The organism is Dorea sp. D27, from assembly GCF_001185345.1.
In the GTDB taxonomy this organism is placed as follows: Bacteria; Bacillota; Clostridia; order Lachnospirales; family Lachnospiraceae; genus Extibacter.
Map to the genome: position 1 here is coordinate 202,487 of NZ_KQ236747.1, position 25,390 is coordinate 227,876.

Sequence of the window (25,390 nt, forward strand, 5' to 3'; positions counted from 1 at the left end):
GCAAGATAAGATAATGAACAAAGGCTTTGAAAAGAAGAAGTAGCGGTCCGCACACCCATACAGAAAGCAGCCGGAAGATGAGAGGCGCATGAAAGAGCAGACGGTGAATACATCTTGGAGCCGCACACCGAAACCTCGTTATCGGGAGGAGAGTAGGCTGTGACGCAAGGCATGCGTTAACGTGCATAAGCTGTATGAAGTGCAGCTTTCAGAGACCGGAAGCGTAAGCTTCAGGTGAATCAAGGTGGTATCACGGGAATTAGACCTCGTCCTTTCTATAGGGACGAGGTTTTTTGTCGGAATTAGCAAAGGGGTCAGACCCCTATGGCCATAGGGGTCTGACCCCTTTGCTAATTCACGATATTATCTGACAATTTTAAATTTTATAAGGAGAGATAAGCGATGGGAATTTATGAGGAATTGCAGGCGAGAGGTCTGATTGCACAGGTTACGGATGAGGAAGAGATCAGAGAACTGATTAACAATGGGAAGGCGACGTTTTATATCGGGTTTGACCCGACGGCGGACAGCCTTCATGTAGGGCACTTTATGGCGCTCTGCCTGATGAAGAGGCTGCAGGATGCCGGCAATAAGCCGATTGCCCTTATCGGCGGAGGGACTGGCTATATCGGGGACCCGTCCGGGAGGACGGACATGCGTTCCATGATGACGCCGGAGACGATACAGCACAACTGTGACTGTTTCAAAAGGCAGATGAGCAAGTTTATTGACTTTTCAGAAGGCAAGGCGCTCATGGTGAACAATGCAGACTGGCTGCTGGATCTGAACTATATCGATATGCTCCGCGAGATTGGCCCGCACTTTTCTGTCAACCGGATGCTGGCTGCGGAATGCTACAAGCAGAGGATGGAGAAGGGACTTACTTTCCTTGAGTTCAACTATATGATTATGCAGAGCTTTGATTTCTACATGCTGTACCAGAATTATGGGTGCAACATGCAGTTTGGCGGTGATGATCAGTGGGCCAACATGCTTGGAGGAACTGAACTTATCCGCCGGAAGCTTGGAAAGAACGCATGTGCGATGACCATCACGCTGCTTCTGAACTCAGAGGGAAAGAAGATGGGCAAGACGCAGAACGGCGCGGTATGGCTTGATCCGGAAAAGACTTCTCCGTTTGACTTCTACCAGTATTGGAGAAATGTTGGGGATACGGATGTGCTGAAATGTATTCGTATGCTGACGTTCCTGCCGCTGGAAGAGATTGACAAGATGGATTCCTGGGAAGGCGCACAGTTGAACACTGCCAAAGAAATTCTTGCCTACGAACTGACAAAGCTCGTTCATGGCGAAGAAGAGGCGGACAAAGCGCAGGAGTCTGCAAAAGCGCTGTTCAGCCAGGGAGCCGCCGCACAGATGCCCACGGCAGAGATAACAGCCGCTGATTTTGATGATGGATGCATCGATATCCTTACACTTCTGCTAAAGAGTGGCCTCGTGCCGTCCAAATCAGAAGCGAGACGTGCGGTACAGCAGGGGGGCGTGGCTGTGGACGGAGAGAAGGTCACGGACATCCAGGAAGTATTTGCTTCAGATGCATTTGCGGGAGAAGGCATGATATTAAAAAAAGGCAAGAAACATTTCCGCAAGATTGTGTTAAAATAGTTTTAACGGCAGATGGCCGCTAGAAGGAGGAATGTATGATGGCGTTTAAAGAAACTGCAATCGAAGATCTGAGCTTTAATCCGTTCGAGAAGATATCAAAGCAGTGGATGCTTATCACTGCGGGAGATGAACTCAAATCCAACACGATGACCGCAAGCTGGGGCGGTGTCGGAATCATGTGGGGAAAGCCGGTAGTGACTGCGTATATACGGCCCCAGAGATATACGAAGGAATTTGTGGATATGAATGACACATTTACCATATCTTTCCTTCCCCAGGAGCAGCGTAAAGCGCTGAACGTATGTGGAGCCGTGTCGGGACGCGACGTGGAGGATAAGTGGAAGGAAGCCGGCCTTCATCCGTACTATGTAGATGATTCTGCGGCAGTGGAAGAGGCGGAGATGATATTCGTCTGTAAAAAGCTGTATGCACAGGAAATGTATCCCGAATGTTTCATAGAAACGGAATGTGATACAAAATGGTATCCGGAGGCGGACTATCATACGATGTATATTGCAGAGATTACAAAAGTTTTAGTAAAATAATGGAAAAGGATGTTGATTCGAGTGTAATATTCAAATCAACATCCTTTTTTGATAGATTTCCCTGCTTTTGTGCGAAGTAATAAGTGTAGGGACGATACACCTGCGCGGGGTAGAAACTATGAAGATAACGGAAAGCAATTATGTAGAGCAGCTGAAAAAGCACGATGAGAAGGCGCTCATGTATGTGATAAGTGAATATGGCGGTATGCTGAATGCTATAGTATGTACACGTCTCAGACTTTTGAAAGACTATCAGGAAGAGTGCCTCAACGATGTATTTCTCGGAATCTGGAGGAATATCGGCAGTTTCAACATGGAAAAAAGCAGTTTCAGAAACTGGTGCGCTGGGATTGCCAGATATAAGGCATTGGATTTCCTCAGAAAATACTACCGGGAAATTACATTTGAGAATATTGACGATATGGATATTCCGAAGGCCGACGAGGAGCTGGAACATATTGCGGAGCAGGAGATATCCGAGGAGCTGGAGCAGATGCTTGATTGCCTGAACGAGACGGACAGAGCAATTTTTATCAAGCTTTATATGGAAGAGAAGGATTTGGATGAAGTAAGTGCGGAGACCGGACTGAAAAAAGATGTCATCTACAACCGTCTGTCCAGGGGAAAGAAACGTATCCGTTCCATGTACGGAAGCAGGGAGGTGTAGGAGATGAAAAATATTTACGATTATATGAATGATATCAAGACTGATACCGGCCAATATACGTCTGAAACATTTTCACAATTGGAATCAAAAAGATGGCAGAAGAAGATGCGAAGGGAAATACGCGGACCGAAAAGGCGGATATATGCTGCATGTGCTGCCTGCGCGGTCCTATGCATAACGGCACTGGCAGCAGGCCCGTTCAGAGGGCAGGTGAACGCCGCCATGAAATCCGCGTCTGAGAGTATCAGCAGATGGCTTTCATCCGGCAACTGGGAAAAAGACGTATCCCCGTATGAAACTGTGGTCAATACGAAGACAGAGAGCGATGGCATAGAAGTGAAGCTGGAATCAGTAATTTTAGATGACCGTCAGCTAATGATAACCCTGACCCAGAAATATCCGGACAAAATAGTAAAGCAGGCAGGAGAAGAGCTGGAAAGCATTAAATACAATGTAAATAGCGGGTATGCCGTCAATGTAAATAAGAACCGAACATTTGATGATATGCGTAAAGAGTTAAAGAAGACAATGGAAAAAGAAGATATGGAGAAAATGAAACTCCCGATTCTTGTGGCAGAGATCTATATGAATGATGAAAAGCTCAGCGGCATGGAGCTGATCCATCCGGTTGAGGCGGAAAACGGCAAAGTCAGGGTCGTCTATGAGTGTGAACTGGAGAGCGGAAAGCTTGATATGAGCAAGGAGATTGCCACAAGGATAGAACTCCAGGACGCCACCGGAATCAGCGATGGAAAATGGACATATGCATTCAAAGCGGACGGGCACGAGCTCCTGGCAGATACGACAAGCGTTACCCTGGATAAGGAAGTAAGTCTGCCAGATGGAAAAAAGATAACGCTGACAGAATATAAGCATAATGAAATAGGAACATATATCTATTATACAGGTGATACAAAAGGCCTCAGGCTGGAATTGCGCGGCAAAAATGACCGGGGTGAAATCGTATGGTTCCAGGACTACGGAGCATTCGAAGACGGCTGCGGTAGATTCAAATTGTACCAGGTCAACGAAGTGAGGGCAGAAGGAGCGGAAAACATGGCATTGTCCGTCTACTCCCCGCAAAAAGACGAAGGTGAAACAGCTGCAGTCTACCGCCAGTATGGTGAAGAATTCACCATACCGACGAAATAGGGTACAGGGCATATCACATTTAGGTACACCACAAAGTCCAATTTGGGACGTAACAAAACTCAAAAGGGTTACGTCCCCAATTTGATATATTGTACGCTGTAGGGCGGCAGATTTATCTGTCCTTCTAACTTTACCTCTTGACCGGACAGTAATTCCACGGCATCGCCTTCAAAACTGTTGTGGGCAGCTATATATGGCTGGTCTGCCGCATTTATGACAACTATCATCCGTTCGGATCCGGAGCTGCGTTCGAAGATGAGCTGATGGTTCTGGATAACTATATTTTTATAATCTCCGCTGCAAAGTGCTTCGCTCTTCTGGCGGATTTGAATCAGTTTTTTGATGTATCCGGTCAGTTCGTTCGGCTTTGGCTGCTCGAAGCATGGCCGCAGGGCATAGTCATTATCCGGCTGTTTTTCACCCGGTTCCCCCCATTCGCTGCCGTAATAGATGCATGGGATTCCCGGCATGCCAAGAAGCAGGCCGTACGCCAGCGGAATATGGTTCTTATTTGTAAGGATGCTTGCAATCCTCGCCACATCGTGATTGTCTACAAAAGTAATGAGGTGCTTCCCTCTATACAGGCACCACTGATCAGAGCCGTACTGCCTGTGGAGGGAATGTGCAATCTCAAACATGTTCATAGAATTGAAGCTGGAAAATATTCCTTTGTAGCATTCGTAGTTCGTACAGCTGTGAAGCATCTCATCGTTGACAATCTGATTATAATCCCCGAACAAGACTTCACCTATAAGAGCAAATCCAGGTTTCATCTCTGTCGTATATGACCGAAGCCTTCTCATAAAATTATGGTCCAGGCTGTATGCCACATCGAGACGCAGCCCGTCGATGCCGAATTCATCTACCCATCCACGTATGCAGCCAAGCAGATAGTCCGTGACAGCCGGATTCTGAAGATTCAGCTTGACGAGTTCAAAATGGCCTTCCCATCCCTCGTACCAGAATCCGTCATCGTATCCGCTGTTTCCGTCAAAACTGATATGGAACCAGTCCTTGTAAGGGGACTCCCATTTCTTTTCCTGAACATCTTTGAATGCCCAGAATCCGCGTCCCACATGGTTGAATACCCCGTCCAGTACAACTTTTATCCCGTGTGCATGGAGGGAGGCGCACACTTCTTTGAAGTCGTCATTCGTGCCGAGACGGCAGTCTATTTTAGTATAATCTCTCGTATCATATCCGTGGTTGTCAGACTCGAATATCGGATTCAATATAATCGAGTCCACTCCGAGATCCTCGAGATAACCGGCCCATTCCTTCAGCTTAAGGATACGCGGCACGCAGATTCCGTCGTTAGATACCGGAGCCCCGCAGAAGCCGATAGGGTAGATTTGATAGAACACACTGTTGTAAGCCCACATAAATAATACCTGCTTTCTTTAAAATATGTACAAGGCGCCAGTCTGTACAATACATGAAGCATGTTACAGACGCCATAATAAGTATAACATATAAAAGGGATGGGAAAAAGGAGGCAAAAGTATTGTAAAAGCACAAAGCCTGTACTATATTTGGTGGTAGATACTTCGTTATATGAGGGAGTAATGAAAGGAAGATCGATATGTCTGAGAAGATGATTTGTACGATGGATTATGCTTCACTTGTAGGCCTCTTTGTAAGAGCAGGGCTGGAAATCCGCCCGGAAGATCCTGCGCCCGAGGGTCTGCTCACTTGCTTTGAACTGCTGGAGGAAGAAACGGGCAGAAGAATCGGCGCTGCGGGCCTCGTATATGACAAAGGGGCATATATTCTCAGATGCGTGGCGGTCGAGGAAGAATACAGGGGCAAAGGATACGGCAAGAGGCTTGTCCGCGCGGTTATGGATGAGGCAGAAAAACGGCAGGCAGACAGAATCTGGCTCACCGCCAAAGTGCCGGGGTTCTACAGGAAGTTCGGCTTTACGGAAGTTCCAATGGAAGATGCACCTTTCGAGACAAAGTGCATTACTTGTCCACAATACCACAATGGCTGCGACTCCGAAGTGATGGTATATTATTATAAAGCGAAGAGATGAGTATGGGATTGCATTAACCTGTCAGCTTGCTGTATAAAAGACATTGAAGTTCCACTTTCTTAGAACCGATTTCCAGTATGATATCCCTTTCGCCTGCACGCACGAATCCCCTGTGTTCATAAAACTGATACGTACAGGCATTATCGGTATATAGAAAAACTTCTTTCCCCTTTTCCCTGCGTTCAAATTCGCGGAGCAGCAGGCTGCCGGTTCCTCTGGCGGTGCTTTCAGGGTCGGCGGCCAGAAAGATGATTTCACCATCCGGGATTTTGCTGCTGCGATACTGCAAAAACAGTTCCCTGTTTGCCTCATCATAAACGCTCACTCCGTCTTTGGCGAAGAGATGCTGCAGAATATCAAATACTTTAACATAGAATAATTTTCCAAAAGTACGATATTTTTTATCTTCTCCCTTCATGTCCGCAAGCAGGACTCCGGCAAGTTCATCTTCCGCATATGCTGCGATCACCTGCGTAGCCCTGTTCAATTCCAGATACCAGAAATATCTCCCATATAACTTCAGCAATACTTCGCTGTCCATATACCAGTTGAAGTGCATGCCCGTATTGGCAAATGCAATGGCCTTTCTGTAATCTTTTTTTCTTAATTCTCTGATTTCTAAGTTCATAAAGCGTTCCTCCATAGAATGGTGTTTAATAAAAGGGGCCAGACCCCGAAGAAGGTCTGTCCCTTTTTAAGAGGGGTCTGGCCCCTTTTGTTCCTTTCGTTTTAAGAAAACAAGGAACCAGATAAGCAGGATGATTCCCTTGCATATGCTGGAGATGGTTATGCTCCACCAGATTCCGTTCAGTCCGAGCACCGTTCCGGTGAGCAGCATGGCAAAAGGAATCCGGGCGGCTGTCAGCACGATGCCGACGACGGACGGCGGTACCGTACGTCCAAAGCCTGCGAATGCCCCTGCAGTCGTAATCTCCACGCTCATGAACAGCTGTGATACGCCGAGAATCATGAGATAATCCACGCCCATCGGCAGGACGTCCGGCTCTGAGATGAAGATACGGAATATGGGCGCCGGGCAGAGGATGAGCAGCAGCGTACAGATGACGCCCCACACGAGGACTACGCCCATGGCTGAAGTATATCCCTTCTTGATTCGGGCACGGTTGCCGGCCCCATGGTTCTGCGCCACGAAGGAATTGACAGCGGCAGCGAAGCCCTCTGCGGTCATCCAGGAGATGGACTCAATCTGTGAACCTACCTTCTGGACGGCGATAGCGGCATCCCCGTATCCGGCCACGAGCCGGGCGATAATCATGGACATGCCAGTGAAGATAATACTCTGTATGGAAGTCGGCAGCCCAATCTTGATAACCGGCATCATATACTTCCTGCTCGGCTTTTCTGTGACCTTCATATTACGAAATACCTGCGTGTCCTTTGACGCAAAGTAAAAGAACATCAGTGTAACAATGAACTGCGCGATTACCGTAGCAATGGCGGCCCCCATGACTCCCATCTCGGGGAAAGGGCCGAGTCCGAAGATAAGGACAGGGTCGAGCACGATATTGATGACAAGGCCCGCCGAGGTTGCCAGGAAAGATGAGCGGCTGTTGCCAATCGCGGTAAGTATGCCTGTAAATGTCTGGTTCAAAAAGGAAAATATAACAAAACCGCACGTAACCTGCAGATAAATTCTGGCATCAGCGATGACGGCAGAGCTGTTCAGCCGGAAGAACCCGATAAGAGGGCCATTCAGCAGAACACAGAGAAGCCCGTATATGATGCCGCAGAATGCCGTGAGCTGGAACGCATTCGCCGCATAGCGTGAAGCGTCGGCCTTCTGGCCGGCTCCAAGTGCATGTCCGACATTTACCTGACCGCCCATCTTCGCAAGCGTTGCAAAGCCGTTAGAGAGCCACATGTACATACCTGCAGCGCCGACCGCGGCTACGGCGTTGCTTCCGATACGCCCAATCCATATCATATCTGTCAGATTATAAGCCATCTGTACGAGTGAGGTTGCCATAATCGGCAGGGCCAGCCGTGTCAGGGAGGACAAGACGGGTCCATGTAATAAATCAACATTTTTTCTCATTTCCAAATACCCCCAAGGTAAGATATTATAACATAAAACAGCCTGAAAAAGCAAAGGACAACGAGAGAAAATGCAGTAAGAAATGGCGAAATATGGATATTTATGTTATTATATTGTTGAATGATTTCAGGAGGTTGATATCAGATGATACACATTGATTATGAAACTTGTACCGGGTGCGGCGCCTGTAAGAGAGACTGCCCGGCCAATGCAATTAAGATAGCGGAAGGGAAGGCAGCTGTATGTAAAGACTGTCTGCACTGTGGACACTGTGTCGCCGTCTGTCCTGTAAATGCAGTGTCCATCCCGGAGTATGACATGGCTGAGGTAGAGGAATACGAGAAAGAAAAGTTCACCGTAGATGCGGGCCATTATCTGCGCGCGGTAAAGTTCCGCAGAAGCATCCGCAGCTTCAAGCCGGAGAAAATCGGGCGGGATAAGGCAGAACGTGTACTCAGCGCAGGCCGTTATACTGCGACGGCAAGGAACCGCCAGGCGTGTACATACGTGTTTATCCAAGACAGGCTGGATGAGTTCAAAGAGCTTGTCTGGAAGGAGATGCCTTCTATATTGGAAAGCCTGAAAGAAAGTGCGCCGGAATATGCTAGGACATTCGAGTACTTCTATATAAAATGGAAACGGAATCCCGAAGATGACACATTCTTCTTCAACACGCCTGCGTTTCTCGTGATTGCTTCAGACAATCCGCTGGACGGAGGGCTTGCCGCGGCGAACATTGAAAACATGGCCGTGGCGGAGGGCATGGGAGCGCTGTACAGCGGGTATATGATGCGGGTAATCAGCAGCAGCCGCATCCTTCAGGAGTGGCTGCAGACAGGCGGCAAGCGTATTTCCTGCTGCATGCTGCTCGGCTATCCGGCTGTTACATACAGAAGGACCGCGCCCCGGAAAAAAGCTGACATTATCTGGAAATAGATGGCATAAAAAGGTTAAAAAGAGGTTGACACACGTGGGTGCGTATAATATAATAAAGCAGTATGACATGAGATGAATCAGTTTGAACCAAAGCCCCGGAGCAAACTGACTTCTGAATATAATAATTTTAATTGGATGTTAATTATCACAGGAGGTTAACCAATGAAGACTTATATGGCCAATCCAGACAAGATTGAAAGAAAATGGTATGTAGTTGACGCTGCGGGATATACATTAGGACGTTTAGCATCAGAAGTAGCTAAGGTTTTACGAGGAAAGAACAAGCCGCAATTCACACCGCACATCGACACAGGTGATTATGTAATCGTAGTAAACGCAAAAGACATCAAAGTGACAGGCAAGAAGATGGAGCAGAAGATGTATTATAACCATTCCGACTATGTAGGAGGATTCAAAGAGACTACATTAGAAGTTATGATGGATAAGAAACCGGAAAAAGTGATTGAACTTGCTGTAAAGGGAATGCTTCCAAAAGGACCTTTGGGAAGATCAATGATTAAAAAGCTTCACGTATACGCCGGACCTGAGCACGAGCAGCAGGCTCAGAAGCCGGAAGAGCTGAAATTTTAAGGGAAGGTTTGAAAGGAGGATATAGAAAGTGGCTAACGCAAAATTCTATGGAACAGGAAGAAGAAAAAAATCAATCGCAAGAGTATATTTAGTACCTGGAACAGGCAACATTACAATAAATAAAAGAAGCATCGACGAATACCTCGGTCTTGAGACTTTGAAGGTCATCGTACGCCAGCCATTGGTTGCAACAGAGACGGACGGTAAGTTTGATGTCATCGTCAATGTAAAGGGCGGCGGTTACACCGGACAGGCAGGAGCAATCCGCCACGGTATCGCAAGAGCACTTCTGCAGGCAGATGCAGATTACAGGCCGGTACTTAAGAAATCCGGATACCTGACACGTGATCCTCGTATGAAAGAACGTAAGAAATACGGTCTCAAAGCAGCACGTCGCGCTCCACAGTTCTCAAAGAGATAATCAATTGCATATTTTATTGCATGGTAAACCCACAAACATTGTGTTTGTGGGTTTTTTTGGGTGATAACGGTGGTAAACTTATATTGTCAAGCATATATAGTCAACTATATATGCTATAGAATGAAAACATTTCCATTGAAAGATATCTCTGTTTTTAAAGAGGCCTGTACAGTGATGAATGATACATTGGCATGGGATATCAGGGGAGCCGAGATAATACGAAATGTTTGGATATTGACCCGGACACACTGTATGAATTACTGATGGCGGTGGAAAAGATAGCATAATATATGGTTTGGTGACAGTATGCGCACATATGAGCGTATTATTGCATGGTAAACCCGCAGACATCAAGTTTGTGGGTCTGCGGCCTGTTCGGCCTGAAAGGCTACAGCATTTTTTATTAAGACACGCTCCCCAGAACTTGTTATAATATTAAAAGGCATAGGGAGGCGATATAATGGAAAAGCAAAAAGATGTTGTACAAGAAGTCATAGATTATATAGAAACGAATTTGGAGGAAAAACTTGACTTAGACCATATAGCCGAAAAAGCAGGCTATTCGAAATTCTATCTGAACCGGATTTTTGCAGAATATACAGGTGTCACGATTCATAAGTATCTGCAAAATCGCAGGCTGACGGTGGCCGCAGAAAAGCTGGTTAAAACAGATAAGCCAATCATAGAGATTGCCTATGATGCAGGATATGATACACAGCAATCATTCTCATATGCTTTTAAGCAGGTGTATCTATATCCCCCTAAAGTTTACAGGGATATGGGGGTTTTCCTGCCGATACAGAGCCAGATTTCTATGAGCTGTGCTTCTATCTTCAGATATTACAAACACAATACTAAAGTCGAGGAGATTGCAGCATGAGTACAATACCTTATGTTATTGAGCAGACGAGCCGTGGAGAGAGGAGTTATGATATTTTTTCACGACTATTGTCAGATAGAATTATCTTTCTAGGAGAAGAAGTCAGCGACACTTCTGCCAGTCTGGCCGTAGCACAAATGCTTTTTCTCGAAGCGCAGGACCCCGACAAGGATATTCAGCTGTATATCAACAGCCCGGGCGGTTCTGTATCGGCGGGATTTGCAATTTATGACACCATGCAGTATATCAGATGTGACGTTTCAACCATATGTGTGGGACTAGCGGCAAGCTTCGGCGCGTTCCTGCTGGCAGGTGGTACGCATGGCAAACGTATGGCATTAACCAATTCGGAAATTATGATACACCAGCCTGCTGTACATGGCAATGGTATCAAGGGTCAGGCCAGTGATATAAAAATAATGTCTGAACATATTCAAAAAAACAAGCAGAGGCTAAATCGTATATTGGCAGAAAATACCGGACATACAATAGAGGAAATCAAGCGGGATACTGAAAGAGACAATTTCATGAGTGCAGCGGAGGCATTAGAGTATGGTTTGATTGATTCCGTTATCTCTAAGAACAGTAACGAATAAGGTCTGCCATCCTCGTTCCCTTGTTCTTCATATGGCACAGCCGCCTGTGCAGCTTCGCGCTGCACAGGCGGCTTTTGCTATACCTGTAAAATATAAAGTAAACAGCATATAACAGTTGACAACAGATGCACACTGTTATATACTGTTTATACAAGGAGGGATGACATGAAGTTGATTATAAATAATTCATCCATGCAGCCCATATATGAACAGATTGTCACCCAGATCAGAGCGATGATCATGAGAGGTACATTAAAGGAAGATGAGATGCTGCCGTCTGTCCGCGTCCTGTCCAAAGAATTGAGAGTAAGCGCGCTCACGGTAAAAAAGGCATATGATGCCCTTGAACAGGAAGGATTTGTCGTTACTGTCCATGGTAAAGGAAGCTTTGTGGCATGTGCCAACCAGGAACTAATGCTGGAGGAAAAACGCAGAGAGGTAGAAGCCGATTTGGAAGCGGCAATCCGGAAGGGAAAGAGCTGTGGGATGAATCATAAAGAAATTACAGAATTATTTCAAATTATCTTGGAGGAATAGCTATGCTGGTGAAGATGGAACATGTGAAAAAACATTATAAGGGCTTTGAACTTGACTGTTCGCTACAGGTCCAAGAAGGAAGGGTGACCGGGCTGATAGGCCCCAATGGCGCCGGCAAGAGTACGGCCTTTAAAGCGATACTGAATCTGATAGATGTAGACGCGGGCGGCATTGCAGTGCTTGGAAAGGCAAACGACCGGCTCACCCAGGATGACCGGGAACAGATTGGCGTCGTGCTTTCTGATTCGGGATTCAGCGGTTACCTGTCGGTAAAAGATATCATACCGGTAATGAACAGCCTTTACCGCAGATTTGACCGGGCAGCTTTTGAGAACTTGTGCAAAGAGTTCAATATTCCGTTCGACAAGAAGATAAAGGAATTCTCTACAGGCATGAAGGCGAAGCTGCAGGTAATCAGCGCTATGTGCCATGACGCCCGCCTCCTCATCATGGATGAGCCGACGGCAGGACTGGATGTGATAGCGCGGGATGAGCTTCTGGACCTGCTTCGTGGATATATGGAGCCAGGAGACCGTGCTATCCTTATCAGCTCCCACATATCCAGTGATCTGGAAGGATTGTGCGATGACCTGTACATGATTGACGGAGGGAAGATCATACTCCACGAGGAGACAGATGTACTGCTCGATGAATACGGCGTGCTGAAGCTGACAGACGAACAATATGAAAAGCTGGATAAGGAACATATACTGGCCTGGAAGAAAGAAGGGTTTGGCGTGAGCTGCCTGACTGCCCAGAAGCAGTTCTATATGGAGAACTATCCGGGGATAGTGATTGAAAAAGGAAGCATTGACAAAGCAATTACAATAATGATTCGGGGTGAAGCATAATGAAAGGCTTATTAATTAAAGATATCAGATTGTTAAAAAACCAGAAGCACTTTTTCCTCATCGTCTGTCTGGTAGGTGCCATGCTGATGTTTACGAGCGAGGAACCGTCCTTCGTAATCAGCTACACGACTTTTGTATTCTCGATGTTTACACTGAGCTCCATCAGCTATGACGAATATGACAATGGGATGGCTTTTCTGTTCAGCCTTCCCATCAGCCGGAAGAAGTATGTAAGAGAGAAATATATATTCGGCCTTCTGCTCGGGGGAACGGCATGGACGGTTGCAACGGCCGTAGTATCTGCCTATATGATGTGGAAAAAGCAGGCTATAGACTGGACGTCTTGGCTTGCCACGGCCTGCATATATCTGGCGCTGTTTCTGGTATTTCTTCTCATCATCCTTCCGATACAGTTGAAATTTGGGGCAGAAAAGGGCAGGATAGCTATGCTGGGGGCAATGGGAATCATATTCTTGTCAGCATATGCAGGGGTGAAGATTGCAGGTAGGATTGGTATCGATATTGACACTGTACTTATGAGATTTACAACGGCAGGCACAGGAGAAATTGTCGCGGCATCAGCAGCCGTCTGCTGTGTGCTGGCAGTGATATCATATAACATTTCTCTGGGTATTATGAAAAAGAAGGAATTCTAATGGTGCATACCGGAATAAACTAGTGTATAATATAGTTAAATATGGATTGGTGGAGACGGCGTGGCCGATAATTGTATAATGCTTCTTCCTGTGCGGTACTGCTGCACAGGAAGAAGTTTTTTCTATCCAATCGTGACAGCCAAAGGGGGAATTGATATGGGAGAAGGTCAGGAGACCGCCCAGTATGACAAGATGACAAAGACTCCGGTACCGAACCTGATAATTAAGCTCGGTATTCCGACGGTGGTGAGCATGCTCATTACGAGCATATACAATACTGCAGATACCTATTTTGTCAGCAGGCTTGGCACGAGCGCAAGCGGGGCGGTAGGTGTCGTATTCAGCCTGATGGCCGTGCTGCAGGCATTTGGCTTTATGTTCGGGCACGGAGCCGGGAGCATCATATCAAGAAAGCTTGGCAAGAAAGATACTGAGAGTGCCAGCAGATTTGCATCGACAAGCTTCTTTCTGTCCATGGCGGCCGGCGCGGTGATAGGTGCCTGCGGTATCACATTCCTGACACAGTTCATGCGTCTGCTCGGAAGTACAGAGACGATACTGCCGTACGCGAAGCAGTACGGGTTCTACATATTGCTGGCAGGGCCTTTCATGACAGGAAGCTGTGTGCTGAATAATATCCTCAGGTATGAGGGCAGGGCAGCCTATGCCATGGTCGGCCTCACCGCCGGGGGAATCCTCAATATGGCAGGCGACCCGCTCCTTATGTTCGGGCTGAACATGGGAGTGGCCGGAGCGGGGCTCTCTACGGCAATCTCGCAGATGATCAGCTTCCTGATTCTTCTGGCTATGTTTTTGGCAGGAAAGACAGACAGCAAACTTTCGGTGCGGCTCATAACAAAGGACATTCATGATGTGGCACGCATCATCACCACCGGTTTCCCAAGCCTGATCCGGCAGGGATTGGGGAGCATATCCACCTTGCTGCTGAATCACCAGGCGGCAGTATACGGAGATGCCGCTGTAGCCGCCATGAGCATCGTCAACAGAATCTGTATGCTAATCTTCTCTGTCGGTCTCGGTCTTGGCCAGGGATTCCAGCCGGTTGCTGCATTTAACTATGGTGCAGAAAAATATGACAGGGTCAAAAAAGGCTTCTGGTTCACAGCGGCGGCCGGAGAGGTGGTTATCGGCACTCTGGCTGCAGTATGCCTCCTCGTATCATCGCAGGTGATAGGAGTATTCCGTGATGACCCGGAAGTTATCCGGATTGGCGTGTTCGCCCTGCGGTGCCAGTGTATCGCGTGTTTTTTCCAGCCGGCGGCGGTATGTACGAATATGATGTTCCAGAGCGTGGGAGAGAGCGGGAAGGCTTCGTTCTTGTCGTCGCTGCGCAGCGGCATCTGCTTTATTCCACTCATATTGGTCCTGCCTGCGGTATTTGGCCTGAGAGGCGTGCAGACGGCGCAGACGGCAGCCGACATCCTGGCATTCCTCATATCTGCGCCGCTCGCCATCTCGTTCCTGCGTAAGCTGGACAGTAAAGAATAAAATAGTAAAATTAAATAATAATATTAAAAATGTCAATATAAAAATTAAAATAATTAATTATAATATTGACATTTTTGATTTATAGGGATATATTAGTAATATGAGAAAGGAAGTGGACGTATGAAAAAGGTAATCAGCCAGTGTCCGGTATGCGGCGGAGAGCTGAAAGTGACCCGCCTGAAATGCGCGGAATGCGATACGGTGATAGAAAATGATTTTACATTGAGCAAATTTGATTACCTCTCCGGTGAAGAGCTGTATTTTACCGAGACATTTATCCGGTGCAGAGGTAACATCAAAGAAGTGGAAAAGGAACTGGGCATCTCCTACCCGACAGTCCGGGCTAAGCTCGATGGTGTCATCAAGAAGCTTGGATATGAGGGAGATGCCGGCCAGGATGAAGAGATGCAGAAGCGCGAGGCCGTGCTGAAAGCGCTGGAGCAGGGCCAGATAACGGCAGAAGAAGCGATACGGAAGTTGAAATGAGAATAGAAATGAAATGAAAGGATAGGAAAGGAGCATTATTATGGATGAAAAATTAAGAATTTTAAAGATGGTAGAGGATGGTACGATTACAGCAGAAGAGGCTGCGGAACTTATGAATGCAATGGGAGTGGAGGAGACGAAACAGACGCCGGCCAGGATGAATTATGATAAGAAGATGTTCCGCATCATCGTGGATGGCAGCGGTGACAAGGTGAACATACAGTTCCCGGTCGGCGCTATTAAAAAGATACTAAAGGTGACGGGGCGGCTTCCGATTCCGGAGAAAGACCTGCAGGGAGTGAATCTGGAAGAGATGATGGATGCCATATCCGAGTGCCTGGACAGCGAGATAGAGGGCGACTTTATCAGCGTGGAGGCTTCAGATGGAACGAGAGTGAGAATATATGTGGATAAGTAGAGGGCAGGTATATGAAAATAATTATAAGGACGGAAGGGCTCAACCTCCGTATGCCGGTTCCGCTGCGAATGGCCGGGTACATTATAAAAAGGATTCCCCAGCCTGCCATCGACAAGATGTTAAGCGATGTCCCCGAACCGTACGCATGCCTTGCCACTAGGGAGAATCTGATTATGATCGTGGAAGAGTGCATGGATGTGCTGAGGGAAAACAAGGGGCTGGAAGTCGTACATGTGGAAGCAAAGGACGGCACGTTCGTATCCATCAGGCTGTGATATGACAGGAGGACTTATCTACCACTTACGTGCAAATAATTACCACTTGCCGGATTAAGGTTTACTTTCGGACCTCATTATGGTTATATAGGACCAGGGAGAGGGACAGATGAAGATACGAATTGAGATTGAGGACAATTTAAAAGAAGCAGAGATTATTATCCGAAGCAGCTCGCTGGATGAGGAAGTACAGAAAATCCAGAAGGCAGTCGCGGATATCGTATCCATGGAACAGAGGCTTGTGTTCTATAAAGGGGATACTTCTTATTATCTTTCGATTGAGGATGTACTGTTCTTTGAGACAGAGGAGAACGAAGTACATGCTCACACGAGAAAAGAAATATTCAGGACGAAATACAGACTGTATGAACTGGAAGAGATACTGCCCGGATTCTTTATGAGAGTATCCAAATCCACAATCCTCAACACGAGGAAGATCTATTCCATGACCAAGTCGCTCCCGGCTTCATGCACGGTAGAATTTCAGGGAACACATAAGCAGGCATATGTTTCCAGGTATTACTACAAGCCGTTAAAAGACCGATTAGAAGAAAAGAGGTAGACATATTATGAAAAAAGAACGAATATTCTGGGGATTATTTTTTATCGTAAGTGGTATCTTATTGATAGTAAGCCGTATGGGCGTGCTCGGTGACATAGGAGTATTCAGCCTTCTGCTCACTGTATTTTTTGTGGCCTGTCTCATAAAAAGCGTCGTCCACAGAAGCATAACAGGAGTGTTGTTTTCCATTGCATTCCTCTGCATCATTTATGCGGGCCCGCTGGGCATAGAGGCCATAACTCCGTGGCCGGTACTCGCAGCGGCGCTCCTCGGAAGTATTGGGTGCAGCTTTTTATATCATCCAAGGCGGAGCTATTATCATCATCACATAGACAGCGGGGAATCCGTAGAGACGGTGGATTGCGCGCAGATGGAGTTCTCCACGACATTTTCCGGGAGCATCAAATATGTCAATTCTGATGATTTCCAGAGCGCTAATCTTCACTGTGCGTTTGGCTCGCTTAAGGTGTACTTTGACAATGCCGTGATCCAGAATGGGGAGGCAGTACTTCATCTGGATGTATCCTTTGCCGGTGTGGAACTATATGTTCCGAGGAACTGGACTGTGGTCAACAAAGCAAGTGCGGCTTTTGGAGGCATCGATGAGAAGAACAGTAATCATTCCTCAGGGGGACCGGTCGTAAAGCTGACGGGTAAAGTGAGCTTCGGCGGGGTCGAAATCATATACGTATAAAAGAGGGATCAGACGATGAAAGTTGAAAAGCTCAGCCTGTTTCAGAATTTGACAGAAGACGAGATAAAGAGAAGCCTTCTCTGTTCCAAAGCATTTGTAAAGACGTATGGAAAGGATGAATATGTGTTCCGGCAGGAAGATACGCCGGAACACCTGTATTTTGTCCTGGAGGGGGAAGTGGAGCTTGGCCAGATAAATGCGCTTGGAAAGCAGAACTATGTGGATTTTGTTAGGGAAGGGCAGGGGTTTGGCGAAGTGGACCTCTTCCTGGAACATGAGAGTTATGCGTATTTTGCGGCTGCGAGAAAAGAGACGGAAGTGCTGGCGGTATCGAGACACTTCTTCTACAGTACGTGTGAAAAGAACTGCGCCCACCACAGCAGGATTATCTTCAACATGATGCGGCTGTTTGCCCAGGAGGCAGAGAAGAATGCTAAGAAAATCCATCTGCTTACGTGCGGGACACTGAGGCAGCGGATAGCCTGCTACCTGACAGACTTAAGTGCGGGGCGGGAGGAAATGAGACTTCCCATGAACAGAGAAGACCTTGCAGCATATCTGAACACTACAAGGCCTTCTCTGTCAAGAGAATTATCCTGGATGCAGGATAGAGGAATCCTTAATATTACAGGAAGAAATCACGTCCATATCCTAGATTTTGCTCTGCTTCAGGACGAGCTGGAAGGGATGTAAAAAAGTTACTCTTCTACGATGAATACATCCTTTCCGAGTCCGCAGATCGGGCATACCCAGTCGTCCGGGATATCTTCAAATGCGGTTCCCGGCGCGATGCCGCCGTCTGGATCTCCGACCTCAGGATCATACACATATCCACATGGTTCACATAAATATTTTTTCATTTTAACTACCTCCATATTATCTTTCTTATCATTATAGTATAAAGAAGGGCTACGCCCCGGCTTTCCAAAGTCCGTGCAGATTGCAGTATTCATAGGCCGCGATAAATTCGTCCCCGTCCTCCAGCGTGAAGACAGCTTTTGGCTCTTCACCTGGGGTAAGCCTGCGGTACTGTCCGCCCATCCTCGTCTCGATAAAGATGACAGTGATGGAGTGCTCCTCCAGCATCGGGTGTGAGACAGAACCTATGGATACTTCTACACTGTTTCCATTGATGGTTACGACAGGTACGTGCTTTTCCTGTGCCGCATCCGTCGTGTTCGCAGTAAGTTCCTCGATTTGTGGTGCTTTATTCTGCTCCGTGGCTGAAACAAGTTCCAAAAATATATTTTGAGAGTTCTGGTCTTTGTAAAAATTTCCCATGTAAAAACCTCCTTCATTTTATTTCATTTAGTTTATGTTCTTTCTGATAATAGAATACATAAAAACGAAAATGATTTCCGTAACATTTGTTACGAAATCCTAAAGTTTTGGATTTTAATAAGGCGAAAATATAAATTTCAATAAAAATAATTCCTATGTTTTTAGAAGCTTTAACGGGCAAAGGAGGAATAGAGCTTGAGGAAGGAGCTTAAAATGGATTCTACTGGCAGTTCGTATTTTGGTTATCGTTATCTTTATTCTTCTTTATGCTTATGAAGATAAAAAAAAGCAGGAAGCCATTTTCAGACAGGATGATCAGATGCTTTCTGATTATAGGAATATTATTCGTGGCAGGTGCAGTTTTGTTCCCGTTTTTTCCAAACTATGCAATGCCTAACTTTCTTCTGTTTTCTACAAAGGGTATATTTGTGGACGGGTGGCCGTTTATAGGTGGTATTGTGCTGATTCTCGTCAGCCAGATTATGAAATATGGTCTTAGATACCAGAAAAAAATCGATACGCTTATATAGCAGGAGGTAGAGGAATGGCGATAATATTACGGCTTGACCGGATGATGGCAGACCGCAAGATGTCATTGAACGAACTGTCAGATAAGGTCGGCATCTCTAATGTGAACCTGTCGAACCTTAAGACGGGAAAGGTAAAGGCGATAAGATTCTCTACGCTTGAGGCCATCTGTGATGTGCTGGACTGCCAGCCCGGAGACATATTGGAATATGAAAGGGATGAAAAATAATAAATCTTTAAGATTTAAGTCCCGCAATCTTAATAAAAGGCTGGTAAAATATACCTGTTGGATTGTTGTTGCCAACAGGTACATGTCATGCAGAAAGGAAGGGATAATCTGTGGAAATTATCGATCTTACCTATACGTTAGACAAAGATACTCCAGTGTGGCCGGGGACGCCGAAGCCAAGGTTCGGCAGTCTGTGCGGCTATGGAAATGACGGCTTCAGGGAAACTGCTCTGACGCTTACCTCCCACACGGGCACTCACATGGATGCGCCCGCCCATCTGTTTGCGAAGGGAAAGACGCTGGAACATTTTCCGGCGGCCCAGTTCCTGGGCAAAGCAGCGGTCATTGACTGCACCGGAATCAAAGAGGGCGAGTATATCACATGTAAATACATAGAACCGGTGAGAGAGCTGGCGGATGCAGCTGATTTTCTGCTGTTTTGGACAGGTTGGGAAGAGTTCTGGGGACAGGAGAAGTACATGAGACATTCTCCGGGGCTGGAGGCTGAAACGGCAAAGTATATTGCCAGGACCGGAAAAAAAGGAGTAGGTATAGATACGATGAGCATCGATGCGGCAGCCGCCAGAGAGCTTCCGGCGCATAAGGTGCTTCTTGGGACGAACCAGATGGTAATCATAGAGAACCTTTGCCGTCTGGGAGAACTTGGGTCCGGGCTCGTAGATTTTATCGCACTTCCTTTGAAGTATGAATGTGCGGATGGCGCACCTGTCCGGGCGATAGCACATATTTGATAAAAAACTGGACAAATTCTCATCTCCGGCGATACAATAGTAAAGATGAACAGTGAGAAAGGCAGGAGATTCTTTTGAGAGAACAGTTGACAGAAAGTGACGTAAGCAAAATAAAGGAAGAGATAGTATACCGCAAGCTTGTCGTGCGTAAAAAAGAGCTGGAGGCAGTGAAGGAAGCCAGAGCCCAGGGGGATCTGAGCGAGAATTTTGAATACAAGGCGGCGAAGCAGGACAAGAATCGGAACGAAAGCCGCATCAGATACCTGGAAAAGATGCTGAAGACCGCAAAAATCGTCTCGGATAAGTCTCGTGAGGATGAAGTCGGAATCAACAATACGGTGGTAATCTATTTTGAAGAAGATGACGAGACAGAGACGTACCGGCTCGTCACGAGCGTACGCGGCAATTCTCTGGAAGGGCGTATCAGCATAGAGTCTCCGCTCGGGAAGGCGGTTCTTGGACATAAGGCAGGGGACCGGGTCAAGGTGAAGACGAACGGAGAGGAGGGATACTACATCGTTGTAAGAGCTATTGATAAATCGACGGATGAGAGCGGGGACGAGATACGTAAGTTCTGATTTTTTCTTTCCTGTCTCAATCTTCCGTTGCAAATTCTGGAAAACGTAGTATAATGAAGGATGTAAAAACAACATAGCAACAAGGGGGGCTCGCGGAAAGCGGGCTGAGAGTAAGCTGTCAGTGCTTTGACCCGTAACCTGATTTGGATAATGCCAACGTAGGGATATAGCGTGAGTATTTTTAACGGATATGTCAGACTTTGGCATATCCGTTTTTACTATTTTAATATCAAAGGAGGAAGAAAAATGCTGGGAATCTGTTTGGACGAGGTGAGAAGACAGGGCACGCTCGTACATAACATCACGAACTATGTAACGGTCAACGATGTGGCTAACGTGCTCCTTGCCTGCGGGGGAAGCCCGATCATGTCGGATGAGGCGGAGGACGTAATTGATATCACTTCCATCTGCAGTGGACTGAATATCAATATCGGAACGCTCAACAAAAGGACGATAGAAGCCATGTTCATTGCGGGAAAGAAGGCGAAGGAACTGGGGCACGTCGCGCTGCTGGACCCGGTAGGTGCCGGTGCGGGCAGCCTCCGCACAGAGACTGCGTTGAAGCTGATGCAGGAGATAAGTTTTGACGTCATCCGGGGCAATATATCTGAGATTAAGACGCTGGCGCACGGAAGCGGCAGTACGAAAGGTGTAGATGCAGATGTGGCTGACGCGGTGACGGAGCAGAACTTGGAGGATGCCATAGCCTTTGTAAAAGCATTTGCTGCGAAAGCGGGTTGTATTGCAGCCGTGACAGGGGCCATCGACCTTGTAAGTGATGGCTCGGACTGCTACGTGATACGTAATGGCCGCCCTGAGATGGGAAGGATTACAGGGACCGGCTGCCAGCTGTCCGGCATGATGACGGCATTTGCAGCTGCTAATAAGGAGCAGAAGCTGAAAGCTGCTGCCGCCGCTGTGTGCACGATGGGACTCGCCGGGGAAATCGGATGGAGACATATGCAGGAAGGGGAAGGAAATGCCACGTACCGGAACCGGATTATCGACGCGGTATACAACATGGATGGAAAGACGCTGGACGAAGGAGCAAAGTATGAAGTGCGATAGAGAGAGTCTGCTGCTGTATGCAGTGACGGACAGAAGATGGCTTGGGGCAGATACGCTTCCCGGACAGGTAGAAGAGGCGATAAAAGGCGGGGCGACCTTCATTCAGCTGAGAGAAAAGAATCTGGATGAGGGCCGGTTCCTGCGGGAGGCGGAAGAGGTGCAGCAGATGTGCAGAAGATATGGCGTTCCGTTTGTCATTAATGACAACGTAGGTATAGCCGCCTCGATAGATGCGGATGGAGTACATGTGGGGCAGAGTGATATGGAGGCAGGAGATGTACGGGACAGGCTCGGACCGGACAAGATCATCGGAGTATCTGCACAGACAGTAGAGCAGGCGCTGCTTGCCGAAGAGCGGGGTGCGGATTACCTTGGCGTCGGAGCAGTATTCGCTACCGGTTCCAAAGCCGATGCCGTGGAGGTGGACCATGACACGCTCAATCATATCTGCAGGGCGGTAAAGATTCCGGTCATCGCCATAGGCGGAATTGATAAAGATAACATAGACAGTCTCGCCGGCAGCGGAATATGCGGCGTTGCGGTCATCAGTGCGATATTTGGCGCCGGTGATATCAGAGGGGCGGCCAGGGAGCTGAGGACTGCTGCTGAGAAGATGGTGGAAGTATGATTAAGGGAGCGATATTTGATATAGACGGAACGCTTCTCGATTCTATGCCTGTATGGGACGAAGCAGGTGAACGCTATCTAAAGTCGCGAGGCATCGTTCCGGAACGAGCGCTTGGAAAAAAGATGTTTTCCATGACGATGGAGGAAGGAGCCCGTTACCTGAAGGAGACATATCAGATTCCAGAGGGCACGACGGTCATTGCGGATGGAATCAACAGACAGATCGAGAAGTTCTACCTGTATGAGGCAGAGCTCAAGCGGGGGGCGGAGGACTTCCTTGCATATCTTAAGGGAAAGCCGGTACGGCTTACGGCGGCTACATCCAGCGACAGGTATCTTGTGGAGGCCGCTTTCCTCCGCCTTGGAGTTGAGAAATATTTTGACAAGATATTTACATGTACCGAGACCGGTGCGGGAAAGGATGAGCCGAAAATATATCTGGAGGCGGCCTTCTGCATGGGGACAAAGCCGGAAGAGACTCTCGTGTTTGAAGATGCATTGCATGCGATAGAAACATCCGCTGCATCAGGCTTTAAAACCGTTGGGGTATACGACGCTTCAAGCGGACACAGGCAGGAAGAGATTCGCCGGAAGGCACATATATACATAAAGGAATACAGAGACTTTGATACATTTTGGAACTCAGCATCTGTATGCTGATGTGAAGCGGCTGATTGGGGGCACCACCTTCAGCCGCTATATAAAATTAATGCTAGACACACACCCTCAGCTGTCATGAGGAGATATTACGAAGAAAAGAGGAAGAGAAATGAGAACAGCATTAACAATCGCTGGAAGTGATTCCAGCGGAGGCGCCGGCATCCAGGCAGACATTAAGACGATGACTGCGAATGGCGTATATGCCATGAGTGCGATAACCGCACTTACTGCGCAGAACACGACCGGCGTAACAGGGATAATGGAAGTAACCCCGCAATTTCTAGAAGAACAGCTCGACGATATATTTACAGATATCCGTCCCGATGCGGTAAAGATAGGGATGGTATCGGCGGGTCCGCTTATCAAGGTGATTGCCGCCGTGCTGAAGAAGTATGAGGCTAAACGTGTGGTTGTGGATCCTGTCATGGTAGCAACGAGCGGTTCCAGGCTCATAAGTGACGATGCCATAGAGGTGCTCAGGACTTCGCTCCTTCCGCTGGCAGACGTGCTGACTCCTAATATACCGGAGGCGGAAGTCCTCTCTGGAATGCGTGTAAGGACAGAAGAGGATATGGCGGCTGCCGCGGAATATATCGGCAGAACCTACCGCTGCGCCGTGCTCTGTAAAGGAGGACATCAGCTGCATGATGCCAATGACCTTCTGTACCGGGACGGCAGATGCCTTTGGTTCAGGGGGAGGCATATTGATAATCCGAACACCCATGGTACCGGCTGCACGCTCTCAAGCGCCATCGCTTCCAACCTTGCGAAGGGATATGGCATGGAGGCGGCAGTGGAGCGGGCGAAGGCGTATATCTCAGGTGCACTTGCCGCCATGCTGGACCTCGGGCACGGAAGCGGCCCGATGAACCACGCGTTTGACCTGGAAAGCGAGTTTATCGAGACCTTGGGTGAAGATAAGGAGGTATGGCTGTAATGGAAAAGAGACGAACTTCTATCTTTGAAAACGGTTTGATCTGGTTTGGCGCAGGAGTTTCCATTGCGGAAATCCTTACCGGCACGTATCTGGCACCTCTCGGGCTCGGGAAAGGGCTGGCAGCCATCCTCCTTGGCCATATCATCGGATGTACGATGCTCTTTTTTGCGGGGCTGATCGGAGCCAGGACAAGAAAGAGCGCCATGGAGACGGTTAAGATGAGCTTCGGACAGAAGGGAAGCCTGCTGTTCTCTGTTCTGAATGTACTGCAGCTTGCGGGCTGGACTGCTATCATGATATATGACGGGGCGCTGGCCGCAGACGGAGTGACGAATACAGGCGCGTGGATATGGTGTCTCATAATAGGAGCGCTCATCCTGCTGTGGATTGCCATCGGCATTACGAACCTTGGAAAGATCAACACGGTAGCTATGGCCGCTCTTTTCGTGCTGACGCTTATCTTGAGCAAGGTCATATTCTTCGGCGGCGCTCATGCAGGAATTATCTCAGCAGAAGGAATGACGTTCGGCGCGGCTGTGGAGCTGTCCGTAGCGATGCCGCTGTCCTGGCTGCCGCTGATCAGCGATTATACGAGGGAGGCCCGAAAGCCGGTAAAAGCGACGGCCGTAAGTGCCGTCGTATACGGTATCATCAGCTGCTGGATGTATGTGATCGGCATGGGAGCGGCCTTATACACAGGCGAGTATGACATCGCCCAGATTATGCTGAAAGCCGGTCTTGGTGTCGCCGCACTCATAATCGTTATCTTCTCTACGGTAACGACCACCTTTCTGGATGCCTATTCCGCAGGAGTATCCAGCGAATCTGTCTTGCCTGGGCTGAACGGAAAGCATGTGGCGGCAGTCGTGACAGCCATCGGAACCGCCGCCGCCATTCTGTTTCCAATGGATAATATCACGGACTTCCTCTACCTGATAGGGTCTGTGTTTGCTCCGATGATAGCGATACAGATAGCGGACTTTTTCCTGCTGAAAAGAGACAGCAGCAAGATGCAGGCGGATAAATCCAGTCTGCTCGTCTGGCTGGCCGGATTTATCGCGTACCGTATCCTTATGGACATGGATATGCCGGCAGGGAACACGCTGCCTTGTATGGTGATAACGGTCCTGTTGTCAATTGCCGCAAAGAAGATGACAAAGAGAGATGCAGATGCGGGAACACTGTCCGCATTAGATGATTGACTTGGCACGATGTATCTGATATAATCACAGCAGAT

34 protein-coding genes, 1 riboswitch and 1 other annotated feature are annotated in these 25,390 nt (G+C 47.7%); of the genes, 29 read left to right on the forward strand and 5 right to left on the reverse strand.

The window, feature by feature from the left end; translation table 11 throughout:
• Nucleotides 1-17 precede the first annotated feature (17 nt).
• Nucleotides 18-277, forward strand: a binding site (T-box leader).
• Nucleotides 278-402: 125 nt separating this feature from the next.
• From tyrS to HMPREF0980_RS16760, 4 genes are all read left to right on the forward strand, one after another.
• A complete protein-coding gene (gene tyrS / locus HMPREF0980_RS16745; RefSeq protein ID WP_049730209.1) occupies nucleotides 403-1,626 on the forward strand; it encodes a tyrosine--tRNA ligase in 1,224 nt (407 codons plus the stop codon).
• Nucleotides 1,627-1,664: 38 nt separating this feature from the next.
• A complete protein-coding gene (locus HMPREF0980_RS16750) occupies nucleotides 1,665-2,171 on the forward strand; it encodes a flavin reductase family protein (RefSeq protein ID WP_049730210.1) in 507 nt (168 codons plus the stop codon).
• A 118-nt stretch (nucleotides 2,172-2,289) separates the two neighbouring features.
• Nucleotides 2,290-2,838: a sigma-70 family RNA polymerase sigma factor gene (locus tag HMPREF0980_RS16755; protein ID WP_049730211.1), complete on the forward strand. Its 549-nt coding sequence runs from the start codon at nucleotides 2,290-2,292 to the stop codon at nucleotides 2,836-2,838.
• A gap of 3 nt (nucleotides 2,839-2,841) precedes the next feature.
• Nucleotides 2,842-3,990 carry a DUF4179 domain-containing protein gene (locus tag HMPREF0980_RS16760; RefSeq protein WP_049730212.1) on the forward strand — a complete coding sequence of 383 codons (1,149 nt, stop codon included), beginning with the start codon at nucleotides 2,842-2,844 and terminating at the stop codon, nucleotides 3,988-3,990.
• A gap of 68 nt (nucleotides 3,991-4,058) precedes the next feature.
• Here the strand turns inward: HMPREF0980_RS16760 and HMPREF0980_RS16765 are convergent, their stop codons facing one another.
• Nucleotides 4,059-5,372, reverse strand: coding sequence for an alpha-amylase family glycosyl hydrolase (locus HMPREF0980_RS16765; protein WP_049730213.1), 1,314 nt, complete (start codon nucleotides 5,370-5,372; stop codon nucleotides 4,059-4,061).
• A gap of 200 nt (nucleotides 5,373-5,572) precedes the next feature.
• On the opposite strand from HMPREF0980_RS16765, the gene HMPREF0980_RS18770 reads away from it, so the two are divergent.
• On the forward strand, nucleotides 5,573-6,025 hold the full coding sequence (locus HMPREF0980_RS18770) for a GNAT family N-acetyltransferase (protein ID WP_084002915.1): 453 nt from the start codon (nucleotides 5,573-5,575) through the stop codon (nucleotides 6,023-6,025).
• A 13-nt stretch (nucleotides 6,026-6,038) separates the two neighbouring features.
• On the opposite strand, the gene HMPREF0980_RS16775 is transcribed toward HMPREF0980_RS18770, so the two are convergent.
• Nucleotides 6,039-6,653, reverse strand: a complete 615-nt coding sequence (locus HMPREF0980_RS16775) for a GNAT family N-acetyltransferase (RefSeq protein WP_049730214.1) — start codon at nucleotides 6,651-6,653, stop codon at nucleotides 6,039-6,041.
• Nucleotides 6,654-6,719: 66 nt separating this feature from the next.
• The gene (locus HMPREF0980_RS16780; RefSeq protein WP_049730215.1) at nucleotides 6,720-8,081 is read right to left on the reverse strand and encodes an MATE family efflux transporter; all 1,362 of its coding nucleotides are present in this window, start codon (nucleotides 8,079-8,081) and stop codon (nucleotides 6,720-6,722) included.
• Between the two features lie 144 nt (nucleotides 8,082-8,225).
• On the opposite strand from HMPREF0980_RS16780, the gene HMPREF0980_RS16785 reads away from it, so the two are divergent.
• From HMPREF0980_RS16785 to HMPREF0980_RS16855, 15 genes are all read left to right on the forward strand, one after another.
• Entirely contained in the window at nucleotides 8,226-9,017 is a 792-nt protein-coding gene (locus HMPREF0980_RS16785; protein ID WP_049730216.1) for a nitroreductase family protein, read from the forward strand.
• A gap of 162 nt (nucleotides 9,018-9,179) precedes the next feature.
• Nucleotides 9,180-9,608, forward strand: a complete 429-nt coding sequence (gene rplM / locus HMPREF0980_RS16790; protein ID WP_049730217.1) for a 50S ribosomal protein L13 — start codon at nucleotides 9,180-9,182, stop codon at nucleotides 9,606-9,608.
• A 28-nt stretch (nucleotides 9,609-9,636) separates the two neighbouring features.
• Nucleotides 9,637-10,029: a 30S ribosomal protein S9 gene (gene rpsI / locus HMPREF0980_RS16795; RefSeq protein ID WP_006444354.1), complete on the forward strand. Its 393-nt coding sequence runs from the start codon at nucleotides 9,637-9,639 to the stop codon at nucleotides 10,027-10,029.
• Nucleotides 10,030-10,489: 460 nt separating this feature from the next.
• The gene (locus HMPREF0980_RS16800; protein ID WP_049730218.1) at nucleotides 10,490-10,909 is read left to right on the forward strand and encodes a helix-turn-helix domain-containing protein; all 420 of its coding nucleotides are present in this window, start codon (nucleotides 10,490-10,492) and stop codon (nucleotides 10,907-10,909) included.
• Complete coding sequence (locus HMPREF0980_RS16805) at nucleotides 10,906-11,505, forward strand: ATP-dependent Clp protease proteolytic subunit (RefSeq protein ID WP_049730219.1); 600 nt, start codon at nucleotides 10,906-10,908, stop codon at nucleotides 11,503-11,505. Before HMPREF0980_RS16800 ends, HMPREF0980_RS16805 begins: the two co-directional genes overlap by 4 nt.
• A 165-nt stretch (nucleotides 11,506-11,670) precedes the next feature.
• Nucleotides 11,671-12,042, forward strand: coding sequence for a GntR family transcriptional regulator (locus HMPREF0980_RS16810; RefSeq protein ID WP_049730220.1), 372 nt, complete (start codon nucleotides 11,671-11,673; stop codon nucleotides 12,040-12,042).
• 5 nt (nucleotides 12,043-12,047) lie between these two features.
• Nucleotides 12,048-12,893 (forward strand): ABC transporter ATP-binding protein, encoded by an 846-nt coding sequence (locus tag HMPREF0980_RS16815; RefSeq protein WP_049730351.1) that lies wholly within the window; start codon nucleotides 12,048-12,050, stop codon nucleotides 12,891-12,893.
• Entirely contained in the window at nucleotides 12,893-13,549 is a 657-nt protein-coding gene (locus HMPREF0980_RS16820) for an ABC-2 transporter permease (RefSeq protein ID WP_049730221.1), read from the forward strand. Before HMPREF0980_RS16815 ends, HMPREF0980_RS16820 begins: the two co-directional genes overlap by 1 nt.
• Nucleotides 13,550-13,705: 156 nt before the next feature.
• Entirely contained in the window at nucleotides 13,706-15,058 is a 1,353-nt protein-coding gene (locus HMPREF0980_RS16825) for an MATE family efflux transporter (RefSeq protein ID WP_049730222.1), read from the forward strand.
• A gap of 120 nt (nucleotides 15,059-15,178) precedes the next feature.
• The gene (locus tag HMPREF0980_RS16830) at nucleotides 15,179-15,544 is read left to right on the forward strand and encodes a DUF2089 domain-containing protein (RefSeq protein WP_049730223.1); all 366 of its coding nucleotides are present in this window, start codon (nucleotides 15,179-15,181) and stop codon (nucleotides 15,542-15,544) included.
• A gap of 40 nt (nucleotides 15,545-15,584) precedes the next feature.
• Nucleotides 15,585-15,962 carry an SHOCT-like domain-containing protein gene (locus tag HMPREF0980_RS16835; protein WP_049730224.1) on the forward strand — a complete coding sequence of 126 codons (378 nt, stop codon included), beginning with the start codon at nucleotides 15,585-15,587 and terminating at the stop codon, nucleotides 15,960-15,962.
• Nucleotides 15,963-15,973: 11 nt separating this feature from the next.
• Nucleotides 15,974-16,237 carry a hypothetical protein gene (locus HMPREF0980_RS16840; protein ID WP_049730225.1) on the forward strand — a complete coding sequence of 88 codons (264 nt, stop codon included), beginning with the start codon at nucleotides 15,974-15,976 and terminating at the stop codon, nucleotides 16,235-16,237.
• A 109-nt stretch (nucleotides 16,238-16,346) separates the two neighbouring features.
• A complete protein-coding gene (locus HMPREF0980_RS16845) occupies nucleotides 16,347-16,799 on the forward strand; it encodes a LytTR family DNA-binding domain-containing protein (protein WP_049730226.1) in 453 nt (150 codons plus the stop codon).
• A gap of 7 nt (nucleotides 16,800-16,806) precedes the next feature.
• Entirely contained in the window at nucleotides 16,807-17,493 is a 687-nt protein-coding gene (locus tag HMPREF0980_RS16850; RefSeq protein WP_049730227.1) for a LiaF transmembrane domain-containing protein, read from the forward strand.
• A gap of 15 nt (nucleotides 17,494-17,508) precedes the next feature.
• Nucleotides 17,509-18,186, forward strand: coding sequence for a Crp/Fnr family transcriptional regulator (locus HMPREF0980_RS16855; protein ID WP_049730228.1), 678 nt, complete (start codon nucleotides 17,509-17,511; stop codon nucleotides 18,184-18,186).
• Nucleotides 18,187-18,191: 5 nt separating this feature from the next.
• Here the strand turns inward: HMPREF0980_RS16855 and rd are convergent, their stop codons facing one another.
• Together rd and HMPREF0980_RS16865 are read right to left on the reverse strand one after the other, a co-directional pair.
• Entirely contained in the window at nucleotides 18,192-18,353 is a 162-nt protein-coding gene (rd, locus tag HMPREF0980_RS16860; RefSeq protein WP_049730229.1) for a rubredoxin, read from the reverse strand.
• Nucleotides 18,354-18,402: 49 nt separating this feature from the next.
• Nucleotides 18,403-18,774, reverse strand: a complete 372-nt coding sequence (locus HMPREF0980_RS16865) for a desulfoferrodoxin family protein (RefSeq protein WP_049730230.1) — start codon at nucleotides 18,772-18,774, stop codon at nucleotides 18,403-18,405.
• Between the two features lie 347 nt (nucleotides 18,775-19,121).
• On the opposite strand from HMPREF0980_RS16865, the gene HMPREF0980_RS16870 reads away from it, so the two are divergent.
• The 9 genes from HMPREF0980_RS16870 (at nucleotide 19,122) to cytX (ending at nucleotide 25,355) form a co-directional block, all read left to right on the forward strand.
• The gene (locus HMPREF0980_RS16870; RefSeq protein WP_147629857.1) at nucleotides 19,122-19,304 is read left to right on the forward strand and encodes a hypothetical protein; all 183 of its coding nucleotides are present in this window, start codon (nucleotides 19,122-19,124) and stop codon (nucleotides 19,302-19,304) included.
• 14 nt (nucleotides 19,305-19,318) lie between these two features.
• Nucleotides 19,319-19,531, forward strand: a complete 213-nt coding sequence (locus HMPREF0980_RS16875) for a helix-turn-helix domain-containing protein (RefSeq protein ID WP_049730232.1) — start codon at nucleotides 19,319-19,321, stop codon at nucleotides 19,529-19,531.
• Nucleotides 19,532-19,641: 110 nt separating this feature from the next.
• Nucleotides 19,642-20,283, forward strand: a complete 642-nt coding sequence (locus HMPREF0980_RS16880; RefSeq protein ID WP_049730233.1) for a cyclase family protein — start codon at nucleotides 19,642-19,644, stop codon at nucleotides 20,281-20,283.
• A 74-nt stretch (nucleotides 20,284-20,357) separates the two neighbouring features.
• A complete protein-coding gene (greA, locus tag HMPREF0980_RS16885) occupies nucleotides 20,358-20,861 on the forward strand; it encodes a transcription elongation factor GreA (RefSeq protein ID WP_049730234.1) in 504 nt (167 codons plus the stop codon).
• A gap of 72 nt (nucleotides 20,862-20,933) precedes the next feature.
• Nucleotides 20,934-21,043, forward strand: a riboswitch (TPP riboswitch).
• A 64-nt stretch (nucleotides 21,044-21,107) separates the two neighbouring features.
• On the forward strand, nucleotides 21,108-21,929 hold the full coding sequence (gene thiM, locus HMPREF0980_RS16890; protein WP_049730235.1) for a hydroxyethylthiazole kinase: 822 nt from the start codon (nucleotides 21,108-21,110) through the stop codon (nucleotides 21,927-21,929).
• Nucleotides 21,916-22,557, forward strand: coding sequence for a thiamine phosphate synthase (gene thiE / locus HMPREF0980_RS16895; RefSeq protein WP_049730236.1), 642 nt, complete (start codon nucleotides 21,916-21,918; stop codon nucleotides 22,555-22,557). Before thiM ends, thiE begins: the two co-directional genes overlap by 14 nt.
• A complete protein-coding gene (locus tag HMPREF0980_RS16900; RefSeq protein ID WP_049730237.1) occupies nucleotides 22,554-23,216 on the forward strand; it encodes an HAD family hydrolase in 663 nt (220 codons plus the stop codon). Before thiE ends, HMPREF0980_RS16900 begins: the two co-directional genes overlap by 4 nt.
• A 109-nt stretch (nucleotides 23,217-23,325) precedes the next feature.
• A complete protein-coding gene (gene thiD / locus HMPREF0980_RS16905; protein ID WP_049730238.1) occupies nucleotides 23,326-24,153 on the forward strand; it encodes a bifunctional hydroxymethylpyrimidine kinase/phosphomethylpyrimidine kinase in 828 nt (275 codons plus the stop codon).
• Nucleotides 24,153-25,355, forward strand: coding sequence for a putative hydroxymethylpyrimidine transporter CytX (gene cytX / locus HMPREF0980_RS16910; RefSeq protein WP_049730239.1), 1,203 nt, complete (start codon nucleotides 24,153-24,155; stop codon nucleotides 25,353-25,355). The genes thiD and cytX overlap by 1 nt, the downstream gene beginning before the upstream one ends.
• Nucleotides 25,356-25,390 lie beyond the last annotated feature (35 nt).